13 protein-coding genes are annotated in these 19,092 nt (G+C 60.1%); all 13 read left to right on the top strand.

Annotated elements, in window-relative coordinates; all coding sequences use genetic code 11:
• The first annotated feature begins 27 nt into the window (after nucleotides 1–27).
• Nucleotides 28–996: a dipeptidase gene (locus B5E84_RS01275; protein ID WP_087218242.1), complete on the top strand. Its 969-nt coding sequence runs from the start codon at nucleotides 28–30 to the stop codon at nucleotides 994–996.
• A 481-nt stretch (nucleotides 997–1,477) separates the two neighbouring features.
• Nucleotides 1,478–2,119 carry a cytidylate kinase-like family protein gene (locus B5E84_RS01270; RefSeq protein ID WP_087217982.1) on the top strand — a complete coding sequence of 214 codons (642 nt, stop codon included), beginning with the start codon at nucleotides 1,478–1,480 and terminating at the stop codon, nucleotides 2,117–2,119.
• 23 nt (nucleotides 2,120–2,142) lie between these two features.
• Nucleotides 2,143–3,759, top strand: coding sequence for a C40 family peptidase (locus B5E84_RS01265; protein WP_087217979.1), 1,617 nt, complete (start codon nucleotides 2,143–2,145; stop codon nucleotides 3,757–3,759).
• Nucleotides 3,760–3,991: 232 nt separating this feature from the next.
• The gene (locus B5E84_RS01260; protein WP_087217976.1) at nucleotides 3,992–4,735 is read left to right on the top strand and encodes a ClpP family protease; all 744 of its coding nucleotides are present in this window, start codon (nucleotides 3,992–3,994) and stop codon (nucleotides 4,733–4,735) included.
• A gap of 224 nt (nucleotides 4,736–4,959) precedes the next feature.
• A complete protein-coding gene (locus B5E84_RS01255) occupies nucleotides 4,960–8,004 on the top strand; it encodes an FtsK/SpoIIIE family DNA translocase (protein WP_087218239.1) in 3,045 nt (1,014 codons plus the stop codon).
• A 30-nt stretch (nucleotides 8,005–8,034) separates the two neighbouring features.
• Entirely contained in the window at nucleotides 8,035–9,705 is a 1,671-nt protein-coding gene (locus B5E84_RS01250; RefSeq protein WP_087217972.1) for a formate--tetrahydrofolate ligase, read from the top strand.
• 334 nt (nucleotides 9,706–10,039) lie between these two features.
• Nucleotides 10,040–11,527, top strand: a complete 1,488-nt coding sequence (locus B5E84_RS01245) for a UDP-N-acetylmuramoyl-L-alanyl-D-glutamate--2,6-diaminopimelate ligase (protein WP_087217969.1) — start codon at nucleotides 10,040–10,042, stop codon at nucleotides 11,525–11,527.
• 17 nt (nucleotides 11,528–11,544) lie between these two features.
• Nucleotides 11,545–12,930, top strand: a complete 1,386-nt coding sequence (locus B5E84_RS01240) for a UDP-N-acetylmuramoyl-tripeptide--D-alanyl-D-alanine ligase (protein WP_087217966.1) — start codon at nucleotides 11,545–11,547, stop codon at nucleotides 12,928–12,930.
• 270 nt (nucleotides 12,931–13,200) lie between these two features.
• Nucleotides 13,201–15,426: a replication restart helicase PriA gene (gene priA / locus B5E84_RS01235; protein ID WP_087217963.1), complete on the top strand. Its 2,226-nt coding sequence runs from the start codon at nucleotides 13,201–13,203 to the stop codon at nucleotides 15,424–15,426.
• Nucleotides 15,427–15,552: 126 nt separating this feature from the next.
• Complete coding sequence (def, locus tag B5E84_RS01230; protein WP_087217960.1) at nucleotides 15,553–16,047, top strand: peptide deformylase; 495 nt, start codon at nucleotides 15,553–15,555, stop codon at nucleotides 16,045–16,047.
• Between the two features lie 2 nt (nucleotides 16,048–16,049).
• Nucleotides 16,050–16,994, top strand: coding sequence for a methionyl-tRNA formyltransferase (fmt, locus tag B5E84_RS01225; protein WP_087217958.1), 945 nt, complete (start codon nucleotides 16,050–16,052; stop codon nucleotides 16,992–16,994).
• On the top strand, nucleotides 16,991–17,740 hold the full coding sequence (locus B5E84_RS01220; protein WP_242963207.1) for a zinc metallopeptidase: 750 nt from the start codon (nucleotides 16,991–16,993) through the stop codon (nucleotides 17,738–17,740). The genes fmt and B5E84_RS01220 overlap by 4 nt, the downstream gene beginning before the upstream one ends.
• The gene (gene rsmB, locus B5E84_RS01215) at nucleotides 17,727–19,088 is read left to right on the top strand and encodes a 16S rRNA (cytosine(967)-C(5))-methyltransferase RsmB (protein WP_087217956.1); all 1,362 of its coding nucleotides are present in this window, start codon (nucleotides 17,727–17,729) and stop codon (nucleotides 19,086–19,088) included. The genes B5E84_RS01220 and rsmB overlap by 14 nt, the downstream gene beginning before the upstream one ends.
• Nucleotides 19,089–19,092 lie beyond the last annotated feature (4 nt).

The raw sequence follows: 19,092 nt of genomic DNA, 5'->3' as shown, positions 1-19,092 counted from the left end.
ACGGCAGCCGGGCCGGGAGGAACAGATATGAAGGTTGTGGATATGCACTGCGACACCATTGGGGAAATCTTTGGGGCAAAGAGACGGGGAGAGGAGGTCTCCCTTCTGGAGAACCGCCTGCAGGTGGACCTGAAAAAGATGAAGGCGGGGGACTATCTCCTGCAGAATTTCGCCCTGTTTGTGGATTTAAAAGAGACGGATTGCCCTTTTGAGACGTGTACGCGTATGGCGGACACTTTTTACAGGGAGATGGAGAAATACGGGGACTGGATTTCCCCGGTGACCTCCTTTGCCCAGATGGAGGAAAATGAAAAACAGGGGCGGATGTCGGCCCTTCTCACCCTGGAGGAGGGGGAGGTGTGCCAGGGAGATCCGGCCCTTTTGCGGACCCTGTACCGGCTGGGAGCCAGGATGATGACCCTCACCTGGAACTACGAAAACAGCCTGGCGTTCCCGGGAAAGGGCGGCGGCGTTCCGGAGACGGAGCGCGGCTTAAAGGAGCGTGGCTTTGAGATGGTGGAGGAGATGGAGGCCCTGGGGATGATCGTGGACGTGGCCCACCTCTCCGACGCCGGCATCTGGGATGTGGTGCGGACGGCGAAAAAGCCCTTTGTGGCCTCCCACTCCAACGCCAGGAGCCTGGCGGACCACTCCCGGAACCTGACGGACGGCATGATCCGGGCCATTGCGGAAAAGGGCGGAGTGATCGGCATGAATTACTGCTGCCATTTCCTGGAGAAGATCCCGGAGGGCGGCCGGCAGTTCAGCCGCACCAGAAGGATCGTGGAGCACATGAAACACATGAAGAATGTGGGCGGAACCGGCTGCATCGGCCTGGGATCGGATTTTGACGGCATTCCGGGGGAGGTGGAGCTTGGCACCGCCGCCGGGCTGCCTTTGCTGGCGGAGGCCATGGAGGACGCGGGCTTTACGGAGCCGGAGGTCGCGGCGGTATTTCATGGAAATGTGCTGCGGCTGTACAAGGAGATTTTATAAAGGGTGCGCGCTGGCAGATTTGCTTTTTTGTGTCACAGGAAACCGCGTTTCCTGTGACACTAACGCCTCCGGCGAAAGGCACACTCCGCGCAAAGGGAACGGGCTGCCGGTGCAGCCGCGCTTCGGCGCGAACGTGTGCTACTGCGCACCCTTTTTTGTTTAACAGGAAACTTCGTTTCCTGTTAAACAAGAATGCTCCGCAAGGAGGCACACTCCGCGCAAAGGAAAATGGCTGCCGGCGCAGCCGCGCTCCGGCGCGAGTGTGCGCTTAGCGCACACTTTTTCGGTAGTCCGTGCTGGACGGACATTTTCCCCGCCCCGGTTTTCCGGGGCCGTTTGCGTTTAAGGCCTGGCCGCCCGGAAATCCCTGGCACCAAATGCTTTTAAAAGTAATTTACTTGAAATATCAGATGTGTTATGATTAGGGTACGGGGAGGCGTGAGCCTGGCCGGATCTTTTAGGAGTTCAGGAGGTTTTTCATATGGCAGTAAACGGCAGAGTGGTGATTACCATCGACCGCCAGTACGGCAGCGGTGGAAGGATTACCAGCAAGAGGCTGGCAGAGGAATTGGGGATCCCCTTTTATGATGAGGAGATCCTGAAAATGACATCGGAGGAGAGCGCCATTGGAGAGCAGTATTTCCGTCTGGCGGACGAGAAAGCGGGCAATAACCTGCTCTACCGCATCGTCGGCGGCGTGCGGGACAGCCTGGGGGCACCCACGTCGAAAAAGCTCACGTCCAAGGAAAATCTGTTCCGTTTCCAGTCGGAGGTCATCCGTAAGCTGGCCAGGGAACAGTCCTGCATCATCATGGGCCGCTGCGCCGACTACGTATTGGAGGCCGAGCCGGAGGTGGATGTGGTCCGTCTGTTTGTGTACGCGGATATGCCCACCAGGATCCGCCGGGTGATGGAGGTGGACGGCGTCCTGGAGGAGGACGAAGCCATCAAAAAGATCAAGCGGATTGACCGGGAGCGCCGGGAGTATTACAAGTATTTCACCGGCAGGGAGTGGGGCGACATGACCCTCTATGACCTGCCGATCAACGCGACGAACCTGACTCTGGATCAGCTTTCCGAGCTGGTGAAATTCTATATGCACCTCAGAGGTTTTCAGGTTTAAGGACAGTTTGGAGTGAAGACAAGATGTCAGATACGAATCAGCAGAAAGATTACAAATCGGCCCTCAAGCGGGCCAGAAGAAGGCGAAACAGAAACCAGTATCAGAAATACGTGATGATCGGCGGCGGCATCCTCGTTGTGGTGCTGCTGGTGATCGCCGTGGTTCTGGCGGCCACCCGCTCCGCCTCCAACGATACGCCGGACGGGCAGAATGTGGAGGACAGCCCGGGAGACGGGGAGAGCCTTTCTCCGGAGGAGCAGGCGGCCGCCGAGCTGGCCCAGGCGGTGGAGGAGGCGGTGAACGCCTATTCCAATCTGGGCATTGCCCAGGTATCTGGATATTTGAATATCCGGGAGACCCCTGACACCGGCGGCACCATCATCGGAAAGCTGATGGAGGGCAGCGGCTGCGAGATCCTGGACACCACCGAGGACGGCGGCTGGCACCACATTTCCTCCGGCGGCTTTGAGGGCTACGTGAGCAGCCAGTACATTCTCACCGGGGAGGAAGCGAAGGCGGCGGCCAGGGAGAATGTGAAGAAACGGGCCATCGTCACGGCGGACAAGCTAAACATCCGCACAGAGCCGGTGATCGACCCCTCCAACGTGAAGGGAGCGGCGGCTCAGAACGAGCGCTACGAGGTAATCGGCGAGGCCGACGGCTGGGTGCAGATCAGCGAGGGCTACGTTTCCGCCGACTACGTGGAAGTGAAATACTGCTTAAACGAGGCCAGGAAACTGGATATGCGCACCATGGCGGTGAACCAGTACGACAATATCCTGGTCTCCAAGGTGGACAGCTATCTGAATGTGCGTTCCTCACCCACCCAGAGCGAGGGGATGGGAAACGTCATCGGAAAGCTGCCCAGCCGGGCGGCCGGCAACATCATTGAGACGTCCGAGGACGGGCAGTGGTACAAGATTAAATCAGGAAACATTGTGGGCTATGTGAGCGCGGATTCCCAGTACATCGCCACCGGCCAGGAGGCCAGGGATCTGGCCATGCAGGAAGCGACCCTGATGGCTGTGGTCAAGGTGGATGGTCTGAGAGTCCGCACCGAGCCGTCCACGGAGAGTAAGATATGGACCCAGCTTTCTTCAGAGGAGAAATATCCGGTGCTCCAGCAGCTGGACGGCTGGGTGCAGATTGAGCTGGATACGGCGGAGGACGCGGACAATGCCTACCTTTCCACCCGTGACAACAACGTGGAGGTGCGCTACGCCCTTCCGGAGGCGATCAAGTTCTCCCCTCTGGAGGAAAAGGCCAACAAGGAGCTGTCCAGGCGGACTCAGATCGTCAATTATGCCCTGCAGTTTGTGGGAAATCCTTACGTCTGGGGCGGCACCAGCCTGACGAAGGGGGCGGACTGCTCCGGATTTACCATGAAGGTGCTGGAGCACTTCGGGATTTATCTGCCCCATTATTCCGGTTCCCAGGCCAAGATGGGCCGGTCTGTCTCCTCCAGTGAGATGCGGCCGGGAGACTTAATCTTTTATGCCAACAGCGGCGGCACCATCAACCACGTGGCCATGTACATCGGAAACGGCCAGATCGTCCACGCCGCCAGCAGAAGAAGCGGCATCAAGATTTCCACGTGGAATTACCGTCAGCCCAAGGCGATCCGCAATGTGATCGACTAAAGGCAGGCGGCGCATAAAACAGAAAAATTCGCGCATCCTAAGAGCAGCATGGCGGGCTGCGGGGGAAAAGTCCCCTGCGGCCCGCCCTTTCAGTTTCCTGGGAAGTTTCATTCCCTGTGAAACAGGCATTTCCGGCAAAGGAGCGCCGCAGAGAGAGGATGGCTGTCTGCGCAGCCGCGGCGCCCGTTTTCCGGCGTAACTGCAATATAATAAGAAGGAGCTGTATTGGGATATGAGCGATAAAAAGAAGGAACGGGAAAAGGAAAAGAACGGCGGCCGGGATCTGGACCGGGAGAAGATGAAAAAGGAGGTGGAGGAAAAGGAGGATGCCAGGCTGGAGGAGTACGGCCAGATGACCTTAAACGCCAATCCTGGGAAGAAAACCATCTACCTGCTCTCCATCATCGGGGAGATCGAGGGCCACGAAAACCTCCCCGGCAGCAGCAAGGCCACGAAATACGACCACGTGCTGCCAAAGCTGGCCCAGCTGGAGGACGACGCCGGGATCGACGGGCTGCTGGTGCTTTTAAACACCTCCGGCGGGGATGTGGACGCGGGGCTGGCCATCGCGGAGATGATCGCCTCCATGTCCATGCCCACCGTTTCCCTGGTGCTCGGCGGGAGCCATTCCATCGGGGTGCCTCTGGCGGTGGCCGCGGACTACTCCTTTATCGTGCCCACAGGCACCATGATGGTCCATCCTGTGCGGATGACGGGCATGGTCATCGGGACGGAGCGGACCTACGAATATTTTGAGATGATCCAGGAGCGGATCCTGACCTTTGTCTCTGATCACGCGAGGATCGCCCACGATCAGCTGAAGAAACTGATGCACAGCACGGAAATGCTCACCAGGGATCTGGGAACGGTGCTGGTGGGGGAGGAGGCGGTGAAGGCCGGCCTGATCGACGAGGTGGGCGGCATCCGGGAGGCCTTAAAGAAACTGTACTCCATGGCGGAACGCAAAAAAAAGTGAGACGGTTGCAATTTCCCTCAAATTTTTGTATACTAAATGAAACGGGCAGAGGAAGCTCCGGCAGGCTATGGCCGCCGGGCTTCACTGATGTTAGGAGGCAAGTTTTAGTGGCGCAGGCGAAAAAGACAACAAAGACATCCACCGCGAAGGCAAAGACGAAACGGGGGCCGGGAAGGCCGTCGAAGAAAAAAGAGCCGGAAAGACCAGAGTTTTTAGGGTCTGAGATGGTGATTATCGGATCCTTTGCCCTGGCGGTGCTGTTATTTTTAAGCAACTTCCACCTCTGCGGAGTCGTGGGGGATTTTCTGCGGAGCGTACAGCTGGGGCTGTTCGGGATGATCGGATTTATCGCTCCGCTGGTGATGTTTGTGGGAGCCTGCTTTTACCTTTCCAATGTGGGGAATCCCATCGCGTCCTTAAAATTGGGGGCGTCCATCGCGGCGGTGCTGGTGCTCTGCGGCCTGGGGGAGGCCCTGTTTGGAGAACCCTTTCAGGCGGGCGTAAAGCTGACGGAATTTTATAAGGCCTCCGCGGCCACCGGCCTGGGCGGAGGACTGGTAGGAGGGATCATCAGCCACGGGCTTTACAGCCTGGTGGGCAAGGTGGGTACATATCTGCTCCTTTTTGTGCTTTTGGCCGTCTCCCTGGTGGTGATCACGGAGAAATCTCTGGTGTCTCTGGTGAAACGCAGCGGGGTGAAGGCAGCTCAGTACGCGAAGGAGGACATGGACCGGCGCAAGGAGGCCTGGGCGGAGCACCAGGAGGAAAAACGCCGCCTGAGAGAGGAGCGGGTGGTCCGGGGCGTGGACCTAGACGCGACCAAGCTGGAGGATTCCCAGTGGGATGACGGGGAAGAACTGTCAGGCCTGGTGGAGTCCCTGGAGCAGGAGACGGACCGCGGCCGGAAACGGGGACGGAAGATCTCCAAAGAGGAGTGGGAAAGGGCGTCTGCGGAACCGGTGGCAGCGGCCGCCGCGGACGGCCGGGAGGCCTGGAACGGGGACGGGGATGCCTGGAGCGGGGAAACTGCGGCCAGCGGCCAGCCCGCCGCCGGGGGACGGGACAGCCGGGACGACGTGTTTACCGGCACCATCGCCTATCCCCATCCCGTTCCGGAGGACGAGCCTTCCTTTGGCGAGGACGATCTGGCCGCCGTGGAGCGTGCCGTTGGAGCTACGGACGGGGAAGATGGCGGCGATACCATTTATCTGAGAAAGGACACCAGGACGTTGGAGGAGATGAACCTGGTGGAGGAGGATTTCCACCGCAGCCCGGAGCCTGCAGAGGAGGATTCCATTCCCTGGGAGCCTCTGGCTCCGGAGGGAGAGGCGAAGCGGGAGGACTCCGTATTCGAGCCGGGATTTTCCCCTGTTTTCCGGGAGGACGAACCGTCCTTTGACGACGATGAGCCGGAGTTTGGCAGGGAGCGCTTTGACGGAGTCGGAGAATATGGCCGGGACGGCGTTCCGGCACCCTGGAATATGGCCGGGACAGCCTTTGGCCCGGGAACAGCCGCGGAAGGGGAAACCGGTGAATCCGGCGGAACCGGGGAGGCGTTTTTCCAGGACGGAGAGACACAGCCCGGGCGGGTGGCGGAGGGCGATCCCTTTGCCGCCGCCATGACCGATGGGGCCTTTACGTCCCCGGAGGGAGAGCGCCGGGTGGTGACCGCCTCCGGAAAGGTGATCGAGACGGACACGGAGCTCTTAAAAAAACGGGTGGAGAAAAAGCGGGCGGAGGCCGTGGAGGCGGGAGACAGCCCCTTAAGCGTCAGCGAGGAGATCGCCAAAAAAGAGGAGACGGTAAAGAAGGAATACGTATTCCCGCCCTTAAACCTGTTAAAACGGGGGGCGAGAAACTCCGCCTTTTCCGAAAACGAGTACAAGGAGACGGCGGTCAAGCTCCAGCAGACCCTGCGCAACTTCGGGGTAGGCGTTACCGTCACCAATATCAGCTGCGGCCCCTCTGTGACCCGCTATGAGCTCCATCCGGAGCAGGGGGTGAAGGTGAGCAAAATCGTGGGCCTGACCGACGACATCAAGCTGAGCCTGGCGGCGGCGGACATCCGCATCGAGGCCCCCATCCCGGGAAAATCGGCGGTGGGCATCGAGGTGCCGAATAAGGAAAACAACGTGGTCTACCTGCGGGAAATCCTGGAGGCGGACGGTTTCCAGAATCATAAATCCAATCTGGCCTTCGCCGTGGGCAAGGACATCGGCGGCCAGGTGGTGGTGACGGACATCGCCAAAATGCCTCACCTGCTCATCGCCGGAGCCACCGGCTCCGGAAAATCGGTGTGCATCAACACCCTGATTATGAGCATCATTTACAAATCCAAACCGGAGGATGTAAAGCTCATCATGGTGGACCCCAAGGTGGTGGAATTAAGCGTCTACAACGGCATCCCCCATCTGCTCATCCCCGTGGTCACCGACCCGAAAAAGGCGTCGGGGGCCTTAAACTGGGCGGTGGCGGAGATGATGGACCGCTATGAGAAATTCGCGAAATACAACGTCCGGGATTTAAAGGGCTACAATGACAAGGTGGCCAGGACCGAGGACATCCAGGACGAGAACAAACCGAAAAAGCTGCCTCAGATCGTCATCATCATCGACGAGCTTGCGGATCTGATGATGGTGGCTCCCGGAGAGGTGGAGGACGCCATCTGCCGTCTGGCCCAGCTGGCCAGGGCGGCGGGCATCCATCTGGTGATCGCCACTCAGAGGCCGTCGGTGAACGTCATCACCGGCCTGATCAAAGCCAACGTGCCGTCCCGGATTGCCTTCGCCGTTTCCTCCGGCGTGGACTCCCGGACGATCATTGATATGAACGGGGCGGAAAAGCTTTTGGGAAAGGGCGATATGCTCTTTTACCCCTCCGGCTTTCCAAAGCCCCAGCGGGTGCAGGGCGCCTTTGTGTCCGACGAGGAGGTACAGAAGGTGGTGGACTTCCTCACGGAGCAGGGAATGTCCGCGGACTACAGCCCGGAGGTGGTGAGCCGCATCACGGCGGCCCCGTCCGCCCAGGCGGCCGGCGGGGATTCCGGCCGGGACGAGTATTTTGTCCAGGCGGGCCGCTTTATCCTGGAGAAGGAGAAAGCGTCCATCGGAATGCTCCAGCGGATGTTTAAGATCGGCTTTAACCGGGCGGCCAGGATCATGGACCAGCTGGCGGACGCCGGCGTGGTAGGTGAGGAGGAAGGCACCAAACCGAGAAAGGTACTGATGACCATGGACGAATTTGAAGAAAAATTCGGAAACGGTCAATAGTCATAAATTCACAAGGAGGTAGAAGTAGGGATGAAAACGGATATTCAAATCGCCCAGGAGGCAACCATGCTGCCCATCAAAGAGGTGGCGGCGGCGTACGGCATCGGAGAGGACGAGCTGGAGCTGTACGGCAAGTACAAGGCAAAGCTCACGGACGAGCTGTGGGAGCAGGTGAAGGACAGAAAGGACGGAAAACTGGTGCTGGTGACGGCCATCAACCCCACTCCGGCGGGAGAGGGAAAGACCACCACCAGCGTGGGACTGGGAGACGCCCTCTCCAGGCTGGGAAAGAAAACGCTCATCGCGCTCAGAGAGCCGTCTTTGGGGCCGTGTTTCGGCATTAAAGGCGGGGCGGCCGGCGGCGGCTATGCCCAGGTGGTTCCCATGGAGGATTTAAACCTTCATTTTACCGGCGATTTCCATGCCATTACTTCTGCCAACAACCTGTTAGCCGCCCTTTTGGACAACCACATCCAGCAGGGCAACTCCCTGGGGATCGACACCAGGCAGGTGCTCTGGAAACGGTGCCTGGACATGAACGACCGTTCCCTGCGCAACATCGTAGTGGGCCTTGGGGCCAAGGCCGACGGCGTGGTGAGGGAGGACCATTTCGTGATCACCGTGGCGTCGGAGATCATGGCCATCCTCTGCTTGGCGGAGAACATGGAAGACTTAAAGAGACGTCTGGGAAAAATCATCGTGGCATATAATTACGCAGGAGAGCCGGTGACGGCGGCGGACCTCCACGCGGTGGGAGCCATGGCGGCCCTGTTAAAGGACGCCTTAAAGCCTAACCTGATCCAGACCCTGGAGCACACGGGAGCCGTGGTGCACGGCGGCCCCTTCGCCAACATCGCCCACGGCTGCAACAGCGTGAGAGCCACCAGGACGGCCTTAAAGCTGGCGGACATCGTGGTGACGGAGGCCGGGTTCGGCGCCGATCTGGGAGCGGAAAAGTTCCTGGACATCAAGTGCCGCATGGCAGGCTTAAAGCCGGACGCGGTGGTGCTGGTGGCCACGGTGCGGGCCTTAAAGTACAATGGCGGCGTGCCGAAGACGGAGCTGCAGGCGGAGAACCTGGAGGCCCTGGAAAAAGGCATTGTAAACCTGGAAAAGCACATCGAGAACCTGCAGAAATACGGCGTCCCCGTGGTGGTGACCTTAAATTCCTTTATCACCGACACGGAGAGAGAGTACGAGTTCATCCGCCGGTTCTGCGAGGAGCGGGGCTGTGAATTTGCCCTTTCTGAAGTGTGGGCAAAGGGCGGCGAGGGCGGCCAGGCCCTGGCAGAGAAGGTGATCTCCACCCTGGAGACGAAGGAGAGCCATTTTGCCCCCATCTACCCCGACGATATGAGCTTAAAGGACAAGATCGCCACCATCGCCAAAGAGATCTACGGGGCGGACGGCGTCACCTATGCCCCGGCGGCGGAGCGGGCCTTAAAGCGGATCACGGAGATGGGCTTTGGCTCCGTGCCGGTCTGCATGGCAAAGACCCAGTATTCCCTGTCTGACGACCAGACGAAGTTAGGGCGGCCCACCGGCTTTACCATCAACGTGCGGGACGCCTACGTGTCCGCGGGAGCCGGATTCGTGGTGGCCCTCACCGGCGCCATCATGACCATGCCGGGCCTTCCCAAGGTTCCGGCGGCAGAGGGGATCGACGTGAATGAGGACGGCGTGATCACCGGCCTGTTCTGATTCGGCTCTGGCTCAGATTTTAATCCCTGTTTCAATGTCTGAAATCCAGGCGCGGGAGGCGGAAACCCTTTCCCCTCCCGGCGTCTGGAAACCGGGGAAATGAAAAGGTGCAAGCTGCGGCGCACACCCGCGCCGGAGGCTTTTGGGTCATAGGGGATGCAGGTTTCTATGACACAGTATGACACAGGAAAACGGGATGTGTGCCCGTTCCCGAATGGTTCGCGAAGGAAGAACGGCGGGGAACGCTCGGGAATGGGGACACGGGTTCCGGCGGGACGGTCCGCCGGGAGCCGTATAATTGGAACATACGAGAATAGAAGAACGGAGGGACAACATGAAACTGAGAGATTGGTTGAAGGATTTGGATTACGAGCTGCTGCAGGGAGATTTGGATACAGAGGCGGAGGACGTGGTGTACGACTCCAGAAAGGCGCAACCGGGCACCATTTTTGTGTGCCTGAAGGGAACCAGGATTGATTCCCACGGCTTTATCGGCGACGTGGCCGCCCAGGGCGTAACCGCCTTTGTGGTGGAGCGGGACGTGGAGCTGCCGGAGGGGGCCACAGTGGTGCGGGTGGAGAGTTCCCGCCACGCCCTGGCCATGTTATCCGGCGTGCGGTTTGGCAATCCCATCCGCCGGATGATCTCCGTGGGAGTGACCGGCACCAAGGGAAAGACCACCACCACCCATATGATCAAGGCCATTTTGGAGGCGGCGGGAAAGAAGGTGGGAATGATCGGCACCACGGGAGCGGTGATCGGGGATCAGGTGACCCCCACGGTGAACACCACCCCCGAGTCCTACACCCTGCAGGAATACCTGTATAAAATGGCGGAGGCCGGCTGTGAGTACGTCCTCATGGAGGTGTCCTCCCAGGGCATCAAGATGCACCGCACCGACGGCCTGTTTTTCGACTACGGAGTGTTCACCAACATTACCCCCGACCACATCGGGCCGGATGAACACGCCGATTTTGACGAGTACCTTTATTATAAATCCAGACTGTTTACCATGTGCCGGGTGGGCATCGCAAACCGGGACGACGAACATTTCCAGGGGATCATTAAGGACCGCACCTGCGAGACCCTGTGTACTTACGGGACGGAGCCGGACAGAGAGGGATTTCCGGGATTTTTAGGGGGCCAGGTGCGCTGCGTGGCGGAGCCGGGCTTTGTGGGCACGGAGTTTGACGTCACCGACGAGAGAGACGGGCGGCGGCTGGAGCTGCGCCTGGGTCTGCCGGGAGCCTTCAACGTGAGTAACGCCCTGGCGGCGGCCAGCGTCTGCCGGGCCATGGGAATCTCTGAGGAGGCGGTGAGCCACGGCCTGGAGCACGTGCGGGTCAACGGCCGCATGGAGCTGGCCTACAGCTCGGAAAAATGCACGGTGATCATCGACTACGCCCACAACGCTGTCAGCATGGAAAGCCTGTTAAAGACCCTGCGGGAGTACCATCCCAGGCGGCTGGTCTGCGTGTTCGGCAGCGGCGGAAACCGCTCCAAGGACCGGCGGTATTCCATGGGAGAGATCGGTGGAAAGATGGCGGATCTGTGTATTCTCACCGCGGACAATTCCCGGTATGAGAAGACGGAGGACATCATCGCCGACATCCGCAGCCGCTTAGAGCCCACCGGCGGGGCCTTTGTGGAGATCCCGGACCGGCGGGAGGCCATTTACTACAGCCTGTCCCACGCCCAGCCGGGGGATATGATCGCCATTATCGGAAAAGGCCACGAGGACTATCAGGAGATCAATGGCGTCCGTACCCATTTCCTGGACCGGGAAGTGGTGGAGGAGGCCGTGAGAGATCTGGGCCTGTAGACGGAAAGAGGAGAGATATGACAGTTACAGTAAATGAGATTGTACAGGCGTCGGAAGGACGGCTGTTAGCCGGAGACGGCAGCAGGACGGTGACGGGGATTTCCCTGGATTCCAGAAAGGTGGGAGAGGGGGATCTGTTCGTACCCATCGTGGGGGAACGGGTGGACGCTCACCGCTTTTTAGAGCAGGTGGTTGCCATGGGGGCGGCCGCGGTGTTTACCAGCGAGCATGAGGCGGAGGATATTCCGGCGGAGAAGGCCGGGGAGGCGGCCTGGATCCGGGTGGACGACACCAGAGCGGCCTTGCAGCGGTTTGGCAGCTGGTGCCGGGGACGGCTCTCCATCCCGGTGGTGGGAATCACCGGCAGCGTGGGAAAAACCACCACCAGAGAGATGATCGCGGCGGCCCTGGGGGCCGGACTGCGGGTGTACAAGACGCCGGGCAACAGCAACAGCCAGGTGGGGGTTCCCATCACCATGTCCCAGATCGCCCCGGAGGATGAGATCGCCGTGATCGAGCTGGGGATGAGCGAGCCGGGAGAGCTGACCAGGATCGCCCAGGTGGCCCGGCCCACCATGGCGGTGATCACCAACATCGGCATCGCCCACATCGAGCAGCTGGGCTCCCAGGAGAATATCCTGAGGGAAAAGCTGACCATTCAGGACGGATTGCAGCCCGGCGGACTGCTGCTGTTAAACGGGGACGATCCCCTCTTAAAGGGCGCAAAGGCCAGGGAAGGATTCCGCACCCTCTATTACGGCACCGGGGAGAACTGCCATTACCGGGCGGAGGAGGTGCGGATGGAAAACGGCCGCCCCGCCTTCACCGCCGTCTGCGGGGAGAAACGGGTTCCCGTCCGCTTAAATGTGCTGGGCCTTCACAACGTGTCAAACGCCATGGCGGCCCTGGCGGCGGCGGAGGAGTCTGGAATTCCCATGGAGAACGCCGCGGCGGCCCTGGAGGAGTTCCGGGGGTTCCAGCACCGGCAGCAGATCTTTGAGAAAGACGGGATCACCGTCCTGGACGACACCTACAACGCCAGCCCCGTGTCCATGAAGGCGGCCATCGAAGTGCTGGCCGGCCTGGATCGGAAGGGGCGGCACATCGCTGTGCTGGCGGATATGAAGGAGCTGGGGGAGGAGACGGAGCGGTTCCACTATGAGGTGGGAGCGTTTTTAAAGGATTTTCCGGTGGACGTGCTGGTGACCTGCGGGGAGCTGGCAGCACGGATCGGGGACGGAGCGGAGGAATGCGGCGGCGCCGGTTCGGTGCGGCGGTTCCTGGACCGGGAGGAGATGGCGGACTTTTTAAAGGGCTGTCTTCAGCCGGGGGACTGTGTGCTCTTTAAAGGCTCCAATTCCATGGGGCTTTCGAAGGTGGCGGAGCTGTTTTACAAAGAGTGACGGGCGGAATCTGTCTGCCAGAAATGTTTGCCCTAAAGGAAGGACGGACCGGACTCTGCGGGGCGTCTGTCTCCCAGGGGGCAGAAGATTTTTTGATACCATATACGGGGGCCTGCAAATGTCTGGCAGGCTCCTGCTTTACTGTGAAAGCCCCGGATGGCGCCGGTATAGATGGGCGTGGAGCCATCTGGCTTTCATAATTTGTGATGACCGCGCTCGCGGTCATATCCGTTTTCATGTCCGCTCATGACGGACAAAACAGGAGGAAGAATGGCGGAAGAATTTGCCAATGTGATCGTTGATATATCCCATGAGCGGGTGGACCGGCCCTTTCAGTACCGGGTGCCGGAGCGGCTGCGGGGGCAGGTGGGAGCCGGATCTCCGGTGCTCGTCCCCTTTGGTGCCGGAAACCGGCTGCGGAAGGGCTATGTGGTGGAGCTGACGGACCGGGCGGAGTATGACCCTGCCCGGATCAAGGAGCTGGATTCCTTGGACGAGACCGGCTACAACGCCGCGTCCCAGCTCATCCGCCTGGCCTGGTGGATGAAGGAGCAGTACGGCTCCACCATGAACCAGGCGTTGAAAACGGTGCTGCCGGTGAAGGAAAAGATCCGCCCGGTGGAAAAAAAGACCATCCGCACGGAGCTTTCTAAGGAACAGCTAAAGGAGCTGCTCTCAGAGGCGGAGCGAAAGCATTACCGGGCCAGGGCCCGGCTGTTTTCCGCCCTCTTAGATATGGGGGAGGTGCCCTGGGAGCTGGCGGCGCGCCAGCTGCGGCTGACGGCGGCGGCCCTGAAACCCATGGAGGAAAAAGGGTGGATTTTCCTGGACCGGGAGGCGGTGTACCGCAATCCCATCCGCCGGGAGTTGGAAAACGGCGCGGCCGTGGAGCTGAACGAGGAGCAGCAGGCGGCAGCCAGGGCCTTTATCCAGGACTACCGGGCGGGCCATCCCGGCACCTATCTGCTCTACGGGATCACCGGAAGCGGAAAGACGGAAGTGTATATGGAGATGATGGAGGCGGTGCTGCGGGACGGCAGGCAGGTGATCGTGCTGATCCCGGAGATCGCCCTCACCTACCAGACGGTGATGCGGTTTTACCGGAGGTTCGGGCAGAGGGTGTCCGTCATCAATTCCAGGCTGTCCAAGGGGGAGCGCTACGACCAGTTTGAGCGGGCCAGAAAGGGAGAGATCCAGGTGATGATCGGGCCCCGTTCCGCCCTGTTTACCCCTTTTGAGAACCTGGGGCTGATTGTGATCGACGAGGAGCAGGAGGGAGCCTACAAAAGCGAGCTGGCGCCCAGGTATCACGCCAGGGAGGTGGCGGCCAGGCGGGCGGCCATGGCGGGAGCCGGCCTGGTGTTAGGTTCGGCTACCCCCTCCCTGGAAGCATTTTCCAGGGCGGAGCGGGGGGAGTACCGCCTGCTCACCCTGACGGGGCGGGCGAAGAAGGAGAGCCGCCTGGCCCAGGTGGAGGTGGTGGACCTGCGGGAGGAGCTGCGGGCGGGGAACCGTTCCATTTTCAGCCGCAGGCTGCAGGAGCTGATGGAGGACCGTCTGGGGAAAGGAGAACAGATCATGCTGTTTCTCAACCGCAGAGGGTATTCCAGCTTTGTGTCCTGCCGCTCCTGCGGGGAGGCCTTATCCTGCCCCCACTGCGACGTAAGCCTGACCCTTCACTGGAACGGCCGCCTCAAATGCCATTACTGCGGCTATGAGATCCTCATGCCGGAGCGCTGCCCGTCCTGCGGCTCCCCCTATATTGCCGGGTTCGGCACCGGCACCCAGCGGATCGAGGAGATGACGAGAAAGATGTTTCCGGGGGCCAGAGTGCTGCGGATGGACATGGACACCACCTCGAAAAAAGGGGGTCACGAGGAGATCCTCTCCGCTTTTGGGGACGGGGAGGCAGACATTCTCATCGGCACCCAGATGATCGTAAAAGGCCACGACTTCCCAAAAGTCACCTTGGTGGGAGTGCTGGCGGCGGATCTCTCCCTTCACGCCCCCGACTACGCCTGCGGGGAGCGGACGTTCCAGATTCTCACCCAGGCGGCGGGACGTGCCGGGAGAGGGGCGGACGCGGGAAACGTGGTGATCCAGACGTATATGCCGGAGCATTACAGCATCCGGACGGCGGCCAGACAGGACTATGAGGGCTTTTACCGGGAGGAAATGGCCTACCGGCGGATGCTCCATTACCCGCCGGCCTTAGGCCTTCTCACCATCCAGGCGGCCTCCCAGAAGGAGGAGACGCTTTCCCAGGCGGCGGAGAAAATGCGCCGGGCGGCGGAGCAGGCGGGGGATAAAGAGACGGGCCTTTTTGCCCAGGGGTTAGAGATCACCGGCCCGGTGGAGGCGCCGGTATACAAAGTTAATGATATTTACAGAAAAATTTTATATATTAAGCATGAGAATTATGGTATACTATTAAGAATCCGGAAAGAAATCGAGGCCCTGGAGCTCCCGGTGATGCTGAGCTTTGACCTGCAGTAGGCGGCTTTGCGGAATCAAGGGGGCCTGGAGGCCTGGCTGGAATAGAGGCGAATCACAGAGAAGTGGTTCCCGATCGCGGACATAAAAGAGAATCAAAGAACAGAATCGGAGGAAAAAGAGAGCGTTATGGCAATCAGACAGGTAAGAGTAATGGGAGATGAGATCCTGGGAAAGAGCTGCAAGCCGGTGAAGGAGATGACACCGAGGACGGCGGAGCTGATCCAGGATATGATGGACACTATGTACAAGGAGAACGGCGTGGGCCTGGCGGCCCCCCAGGTGGGCATCCTGCGCCAGATCGTCGTCATCGACGTGGACGACGGCAACCAGTACGTGTTGATCAACCCGGAGATTGTGGAAACCTCCGGGGAGCAGACTGGCTATGAGGGGTGCCTTAGCGTTCCGGGAAAGACCGGCGTGGTCACCCGCCCCAACTACGTGAAGGTACGGGCTTTGAACGAGGACATGAAACCCTATGAGCTGGAGGGCGAAGGGCTTTTGGCAAGGGCCATCTGCCACGAGTGCGACCATTTGAAAGGCCAGCTCTACGTTTCCCTGGTGCAGGGAGAGCTGGAGGATGTGGATGCCTTAGACGGCGAGGATGAGGAAAGCGAGGAATAAAAATGCGCATTGTATTTATGGGAACGCCGGACTTTTCCGTTCCGGCCCTGGAGGCCCTGGCGGGGGCCGGCCATCAGGTAGTGGCCGCCGTCACCCAGCCGGATAAGCCGAAGGGCCGGGGAAAGGCGGTGCAGATGACGCCGGTGAAGGAGAAGGCCTTAGAGCTTGGAATCCCGGTCTATCAGCCGGTGAAGGTGAGGGAGCCGCAGTTTGTGGAGAAACTGCGGTCCATGGAGCCGGACGCCATCGTAGTGGTGGCCTTCGGGCAGATTCTTCCCAAGTCCATTCTGGAGCTGCCAAAGTACGGCTGCATCAATATACACGCCTCCCTTCTGCCGAAATACCGGGGGGCGGCCCCCATCCAGTGGGCCGTCATCGACGGGGAGAAGGAAAGCGGCATCACCACCATGTACATGGACGAGGGCCTGGACACAGGCGATATGCTGGAGAAGGTGGTGATTCCCCTGGAGGAAAAGGAGACAGGGGGCAGCCTCCATGACAAATTGTCCGCGGCAGGCGGACAGCTGATCCTCTCCACCTTAAAAGGCCTGGAGGAGGGAACCTTAAAGGGGACGCCTCAGGGGGACAGCGATACCTGCTACGCGAAGATGTTAAAAAAATCCCTGGGAGACATTGACTGGACCATGGAGGCGGCGGCCATTGAGAGGCTGATCCGCGGCTTAAATCCCTGGCCCAGCGCCTACACCTGCCTCCATGGAAAGACCTTAAAGATCTGGGAGGCGGACGTGGTGGACAAGGAGTACGGCGTGGCCCCCGGCACCGTGGCGGCAGCCGGAAAGGACGGCCTCACCGTCCAGACGGGAAAAGGCGCCCTGGCCCTTAGGTCCGTGCAGCTGGAGGGCAAGAAGCGGATGGATATTCCGTCCTTCCTGCGGGGATACTCTGTGGAGGAAGGTACGGTTCTGGAAAGGAGAGCGGCAGAATGACATTTTTTACGGCGATGGGATACTACGGGTACGGATACGGTTACCCCGGTTTCGGCTTTTACTGGGATCCGACGCTGATCTTCGTGATCGTCGGGGCGGTGATCTCCATGTGGGCCTCCGGCCGGGTGCAGTCCACCTTTGCGAAATACTCCCGCATGGGCAGTATGTCCAGGATGACCGGAGCGGAGACGGCCAGGAGAATCCTGGATTCCCAGGGGCTTTACCACGTGCAGGTGCGCTCCGTGAGCGGAAACCTCACAGACCACTATGACCCGCGGACAAAGACGGTGAACCTGTCCCAGTCGGTGTACGGCTCCACCTCTGTGGCCTCCATCGGCGTGGCGGCTCACGAGTGCGGCCATGCCGTTCAGGACGCCCAGGCTTACGCCCCCTTAAATATCCGCAGCGCCCTGGTGCCGGTGGCCAACATCGGCTGCAAGCTGTCCTGGCCCATCATCCTCATCGGCCTGCTTTTGGGAATGACCCCCTTTCTTCATCTGGGCATCATTCTCTTTTCCCTGAGCGTGCTGTTTCAGCTCATCACCCTGCCGGTGGAATATAACGCCTCCAGCCGGGCGGTGTCCCTGTTAGGCCAGCTGGGGATCCTGCAGGGAAATGAGGTGGGCGCCGCCAGGAAGGTGCTAAACGCTGCGGCCCTCACCTATGTGGCAGCCGCTGCGGCCACGATTTTACAGCTTTTGCGGCTGATCATCCTGTTTGGAGGAAGAAACCGTGACGATCGCTAAGAACGGAGGGCGGGAGATCGCGCTGGACGTGCTCACGGAGGTGCTGGAAAACGGCGCCTTCGTCCACGTGGCGCTCTCCCGCGCCCTTTTTAAATACCAGTATCTGGAGAAACAGGAGCGGGCCTTTATCACCCGCCTGGTGGACGGCACCGTGGAGCGGCTTTTGCCGGTGGACGAGGCCCTGTCCCGCTGTTCCTCCACCCCTGTGAAAAAGATGAAACCCCTGATCCGCACCCTGCTGCGCATGAGCGCCTACCAGATCCTGTTTATGGACCGGGTGCCGGACTCCGCCGTCTGCAACGAGGCGGTGAAACTGGCGGCAAAGCGGAAGTTTGCCGGCCTGAAGGGCTTTGTAAACGGCGTCCTCCGCAGCCTTTCCAGAAGAAAGGCGGAGTTTGCCTTTGAGGAGCCGTATCTGAAATACTCCATGCCCCAGTGGCTGATCTCCCGGTGGGAGAAGGAGTACGGCAGCGAGCGGACAACGGCCATGTTAGAGGCCTTTCTCACGGAGCGGGGGACCACCGTCCGCTGCAGGCTGGAGCGGGCCTCCATGGAGGAGATCCTGGAGTCTTTAAAGGCCCAGGGGGCGGAGGCGGAGCCTTCTCCTTACGGGGAGGATCTGCTGATTTTAAAAAATTACGACTATCTGGAGGGGCTGGACGCCTTCGCCGCCGGCTGGCTCCAGGTGCAGGACGCCAGCTCCTACCTGGTGGGCCGGGTGGCGGATCCTAAAGCCGGCAGCCACGTGATCGACGTGTGCAGCGCCCCCGGGGGCAAGAGCCTTCATCTGGCGGATCTGATGAAGGGCACCGGCCTGGTGGAGGCCAGGGATCTCACCTGGCAGAAGGTGGCCCTGATCGAGGAAAATGTGGAGCGTTCCGGCTATGAAAACGTGCGGCCCCAGGTCTGGGACGCCCTGGAGCTCCATGAGAAATCGGTGGAGCAGGCGGACCTGGTGGTGGCGGACCTTCCCTGCTCCGGTCTTGGGATTATCGGAAAGAAACCGGACATCAAATACCGCGTCCAGGAGCAGGATCTCTCCGACCTGGCGGCTTTGCAGAGGGAGATTCTGTCTGTGGTCTGGAGATATGTGAAACCAGGCGGGCATCTCATTTACTCCACCTGCACCGTGGATCCCCTGGAAAATCAGGAGAACGCCGCCTGGTTTGCCGCCCATTTCCCCTTTGACCCGGTGGATCTTTCCGGAAGGCTGGGGGAGGCGGTGAAGGAGCCGTCCATGGCGGAGGGCTGGATCCAGCTTTTGCCGGGGAAGGACCCCTGCGACGGATTTTTTATCTCCCTGTTTCGGAGAAGGGACGGGGAACGGGATGAACAGAAGGAGCGTTGAACCG

Source organism: Lachnoclostridium sp. An14, from assembly GCF_002160755.1.
Lineage (GTDB): Bacteria > Bacillota > Clostridia > Lachnospirales > Lachnospiraceae > Lachnoclostridium_A.
This window is presented reverse-complemented; position numbering and strand designations above follow the sequence as displayed.

Bases quoted from the DNA above. Each gene is read 5' to 3' on its own strand.
- B5E84_RS01275 (WP_087218242.1), top strand. From the start codon at position 28: ATGAAGGTTGTGGATATGCACTGCGACACCATTGGGGAAATCTTTGGG.
- B5E84_RS01270 (WP_087217982.1), top strand. From the start codon at position 1,478: ATGGCAGTAAACGGCAGAGTGGTGATTACCATCGACCGCCAGTACGGC.
- B5E84_RS01265 (WP_087217979.1), top strand. From the start codon at position 2,143: ATGTCAGATACGAATCAGCAGAAAGATTACAAATCGGCCCTCAAGCGG.
- B5E84_RS01260 (WP_087217976.1), top strand. From the start codon at position 3,992: ATGAGCGATAAAAAGAAGGAACGGGAAAAGGAAAAGAACGGCGGCCGG.
- B5E84_RS01255 (WP_087218239.1), top strand. From the start codon at position 4,960: ATGGTGATTATCGGATCCTTTGCCCTGGCGGTGCTGTTATTTTTAAGC.
- B5E84_RS01250 (WP_087217972.1), top strand. From the start codon at position 8,035: ATGAAAACGGATATTCAAATCGCCCAGGAGGCAACCATGCTGCCCATC.
- B5E84_RS01245 (WP_087217969.1), top strand. From the start codon at position 10,040: ATGAAACTGAGAGATTGGTTGAAGGATTTGGATTACGAGCTGCTGCAG.
- B5E84_RS01240 (WP_087217966.1), top strand. From the start codon at position 11,545: ATGACAGTTACAGTAAATGAGATTGTACAGGCGTCGGAAGGACGGCTG.
- priA (WP_087217963.1), top strand. From the start codon at position 13,201: ATGGCGGAAGAATTTGCCAATGTGATCGTTGATATATCCCATGAGCGG.
- def (WP_087217960.1), top strand. From the start codon at position 15,553: ATGGCAATCAGACAGGTAAGAGTAATGGGAGATGAGATCCTGGGAAAG.
- fmt (WP_087217958.1), top strand. From the start codon at position 16,050: ATGCGCATTGTATTTATGGGAACGCCGGACTTTTCCGTTCCGGCCCTG.
- B5E84_RS01220 (WP_242963207.1), top strand. From the start codon at position 16,991: ATGACATTTTTTACGGCGATGGGATACTACGGGTACGGATACGGTTAC.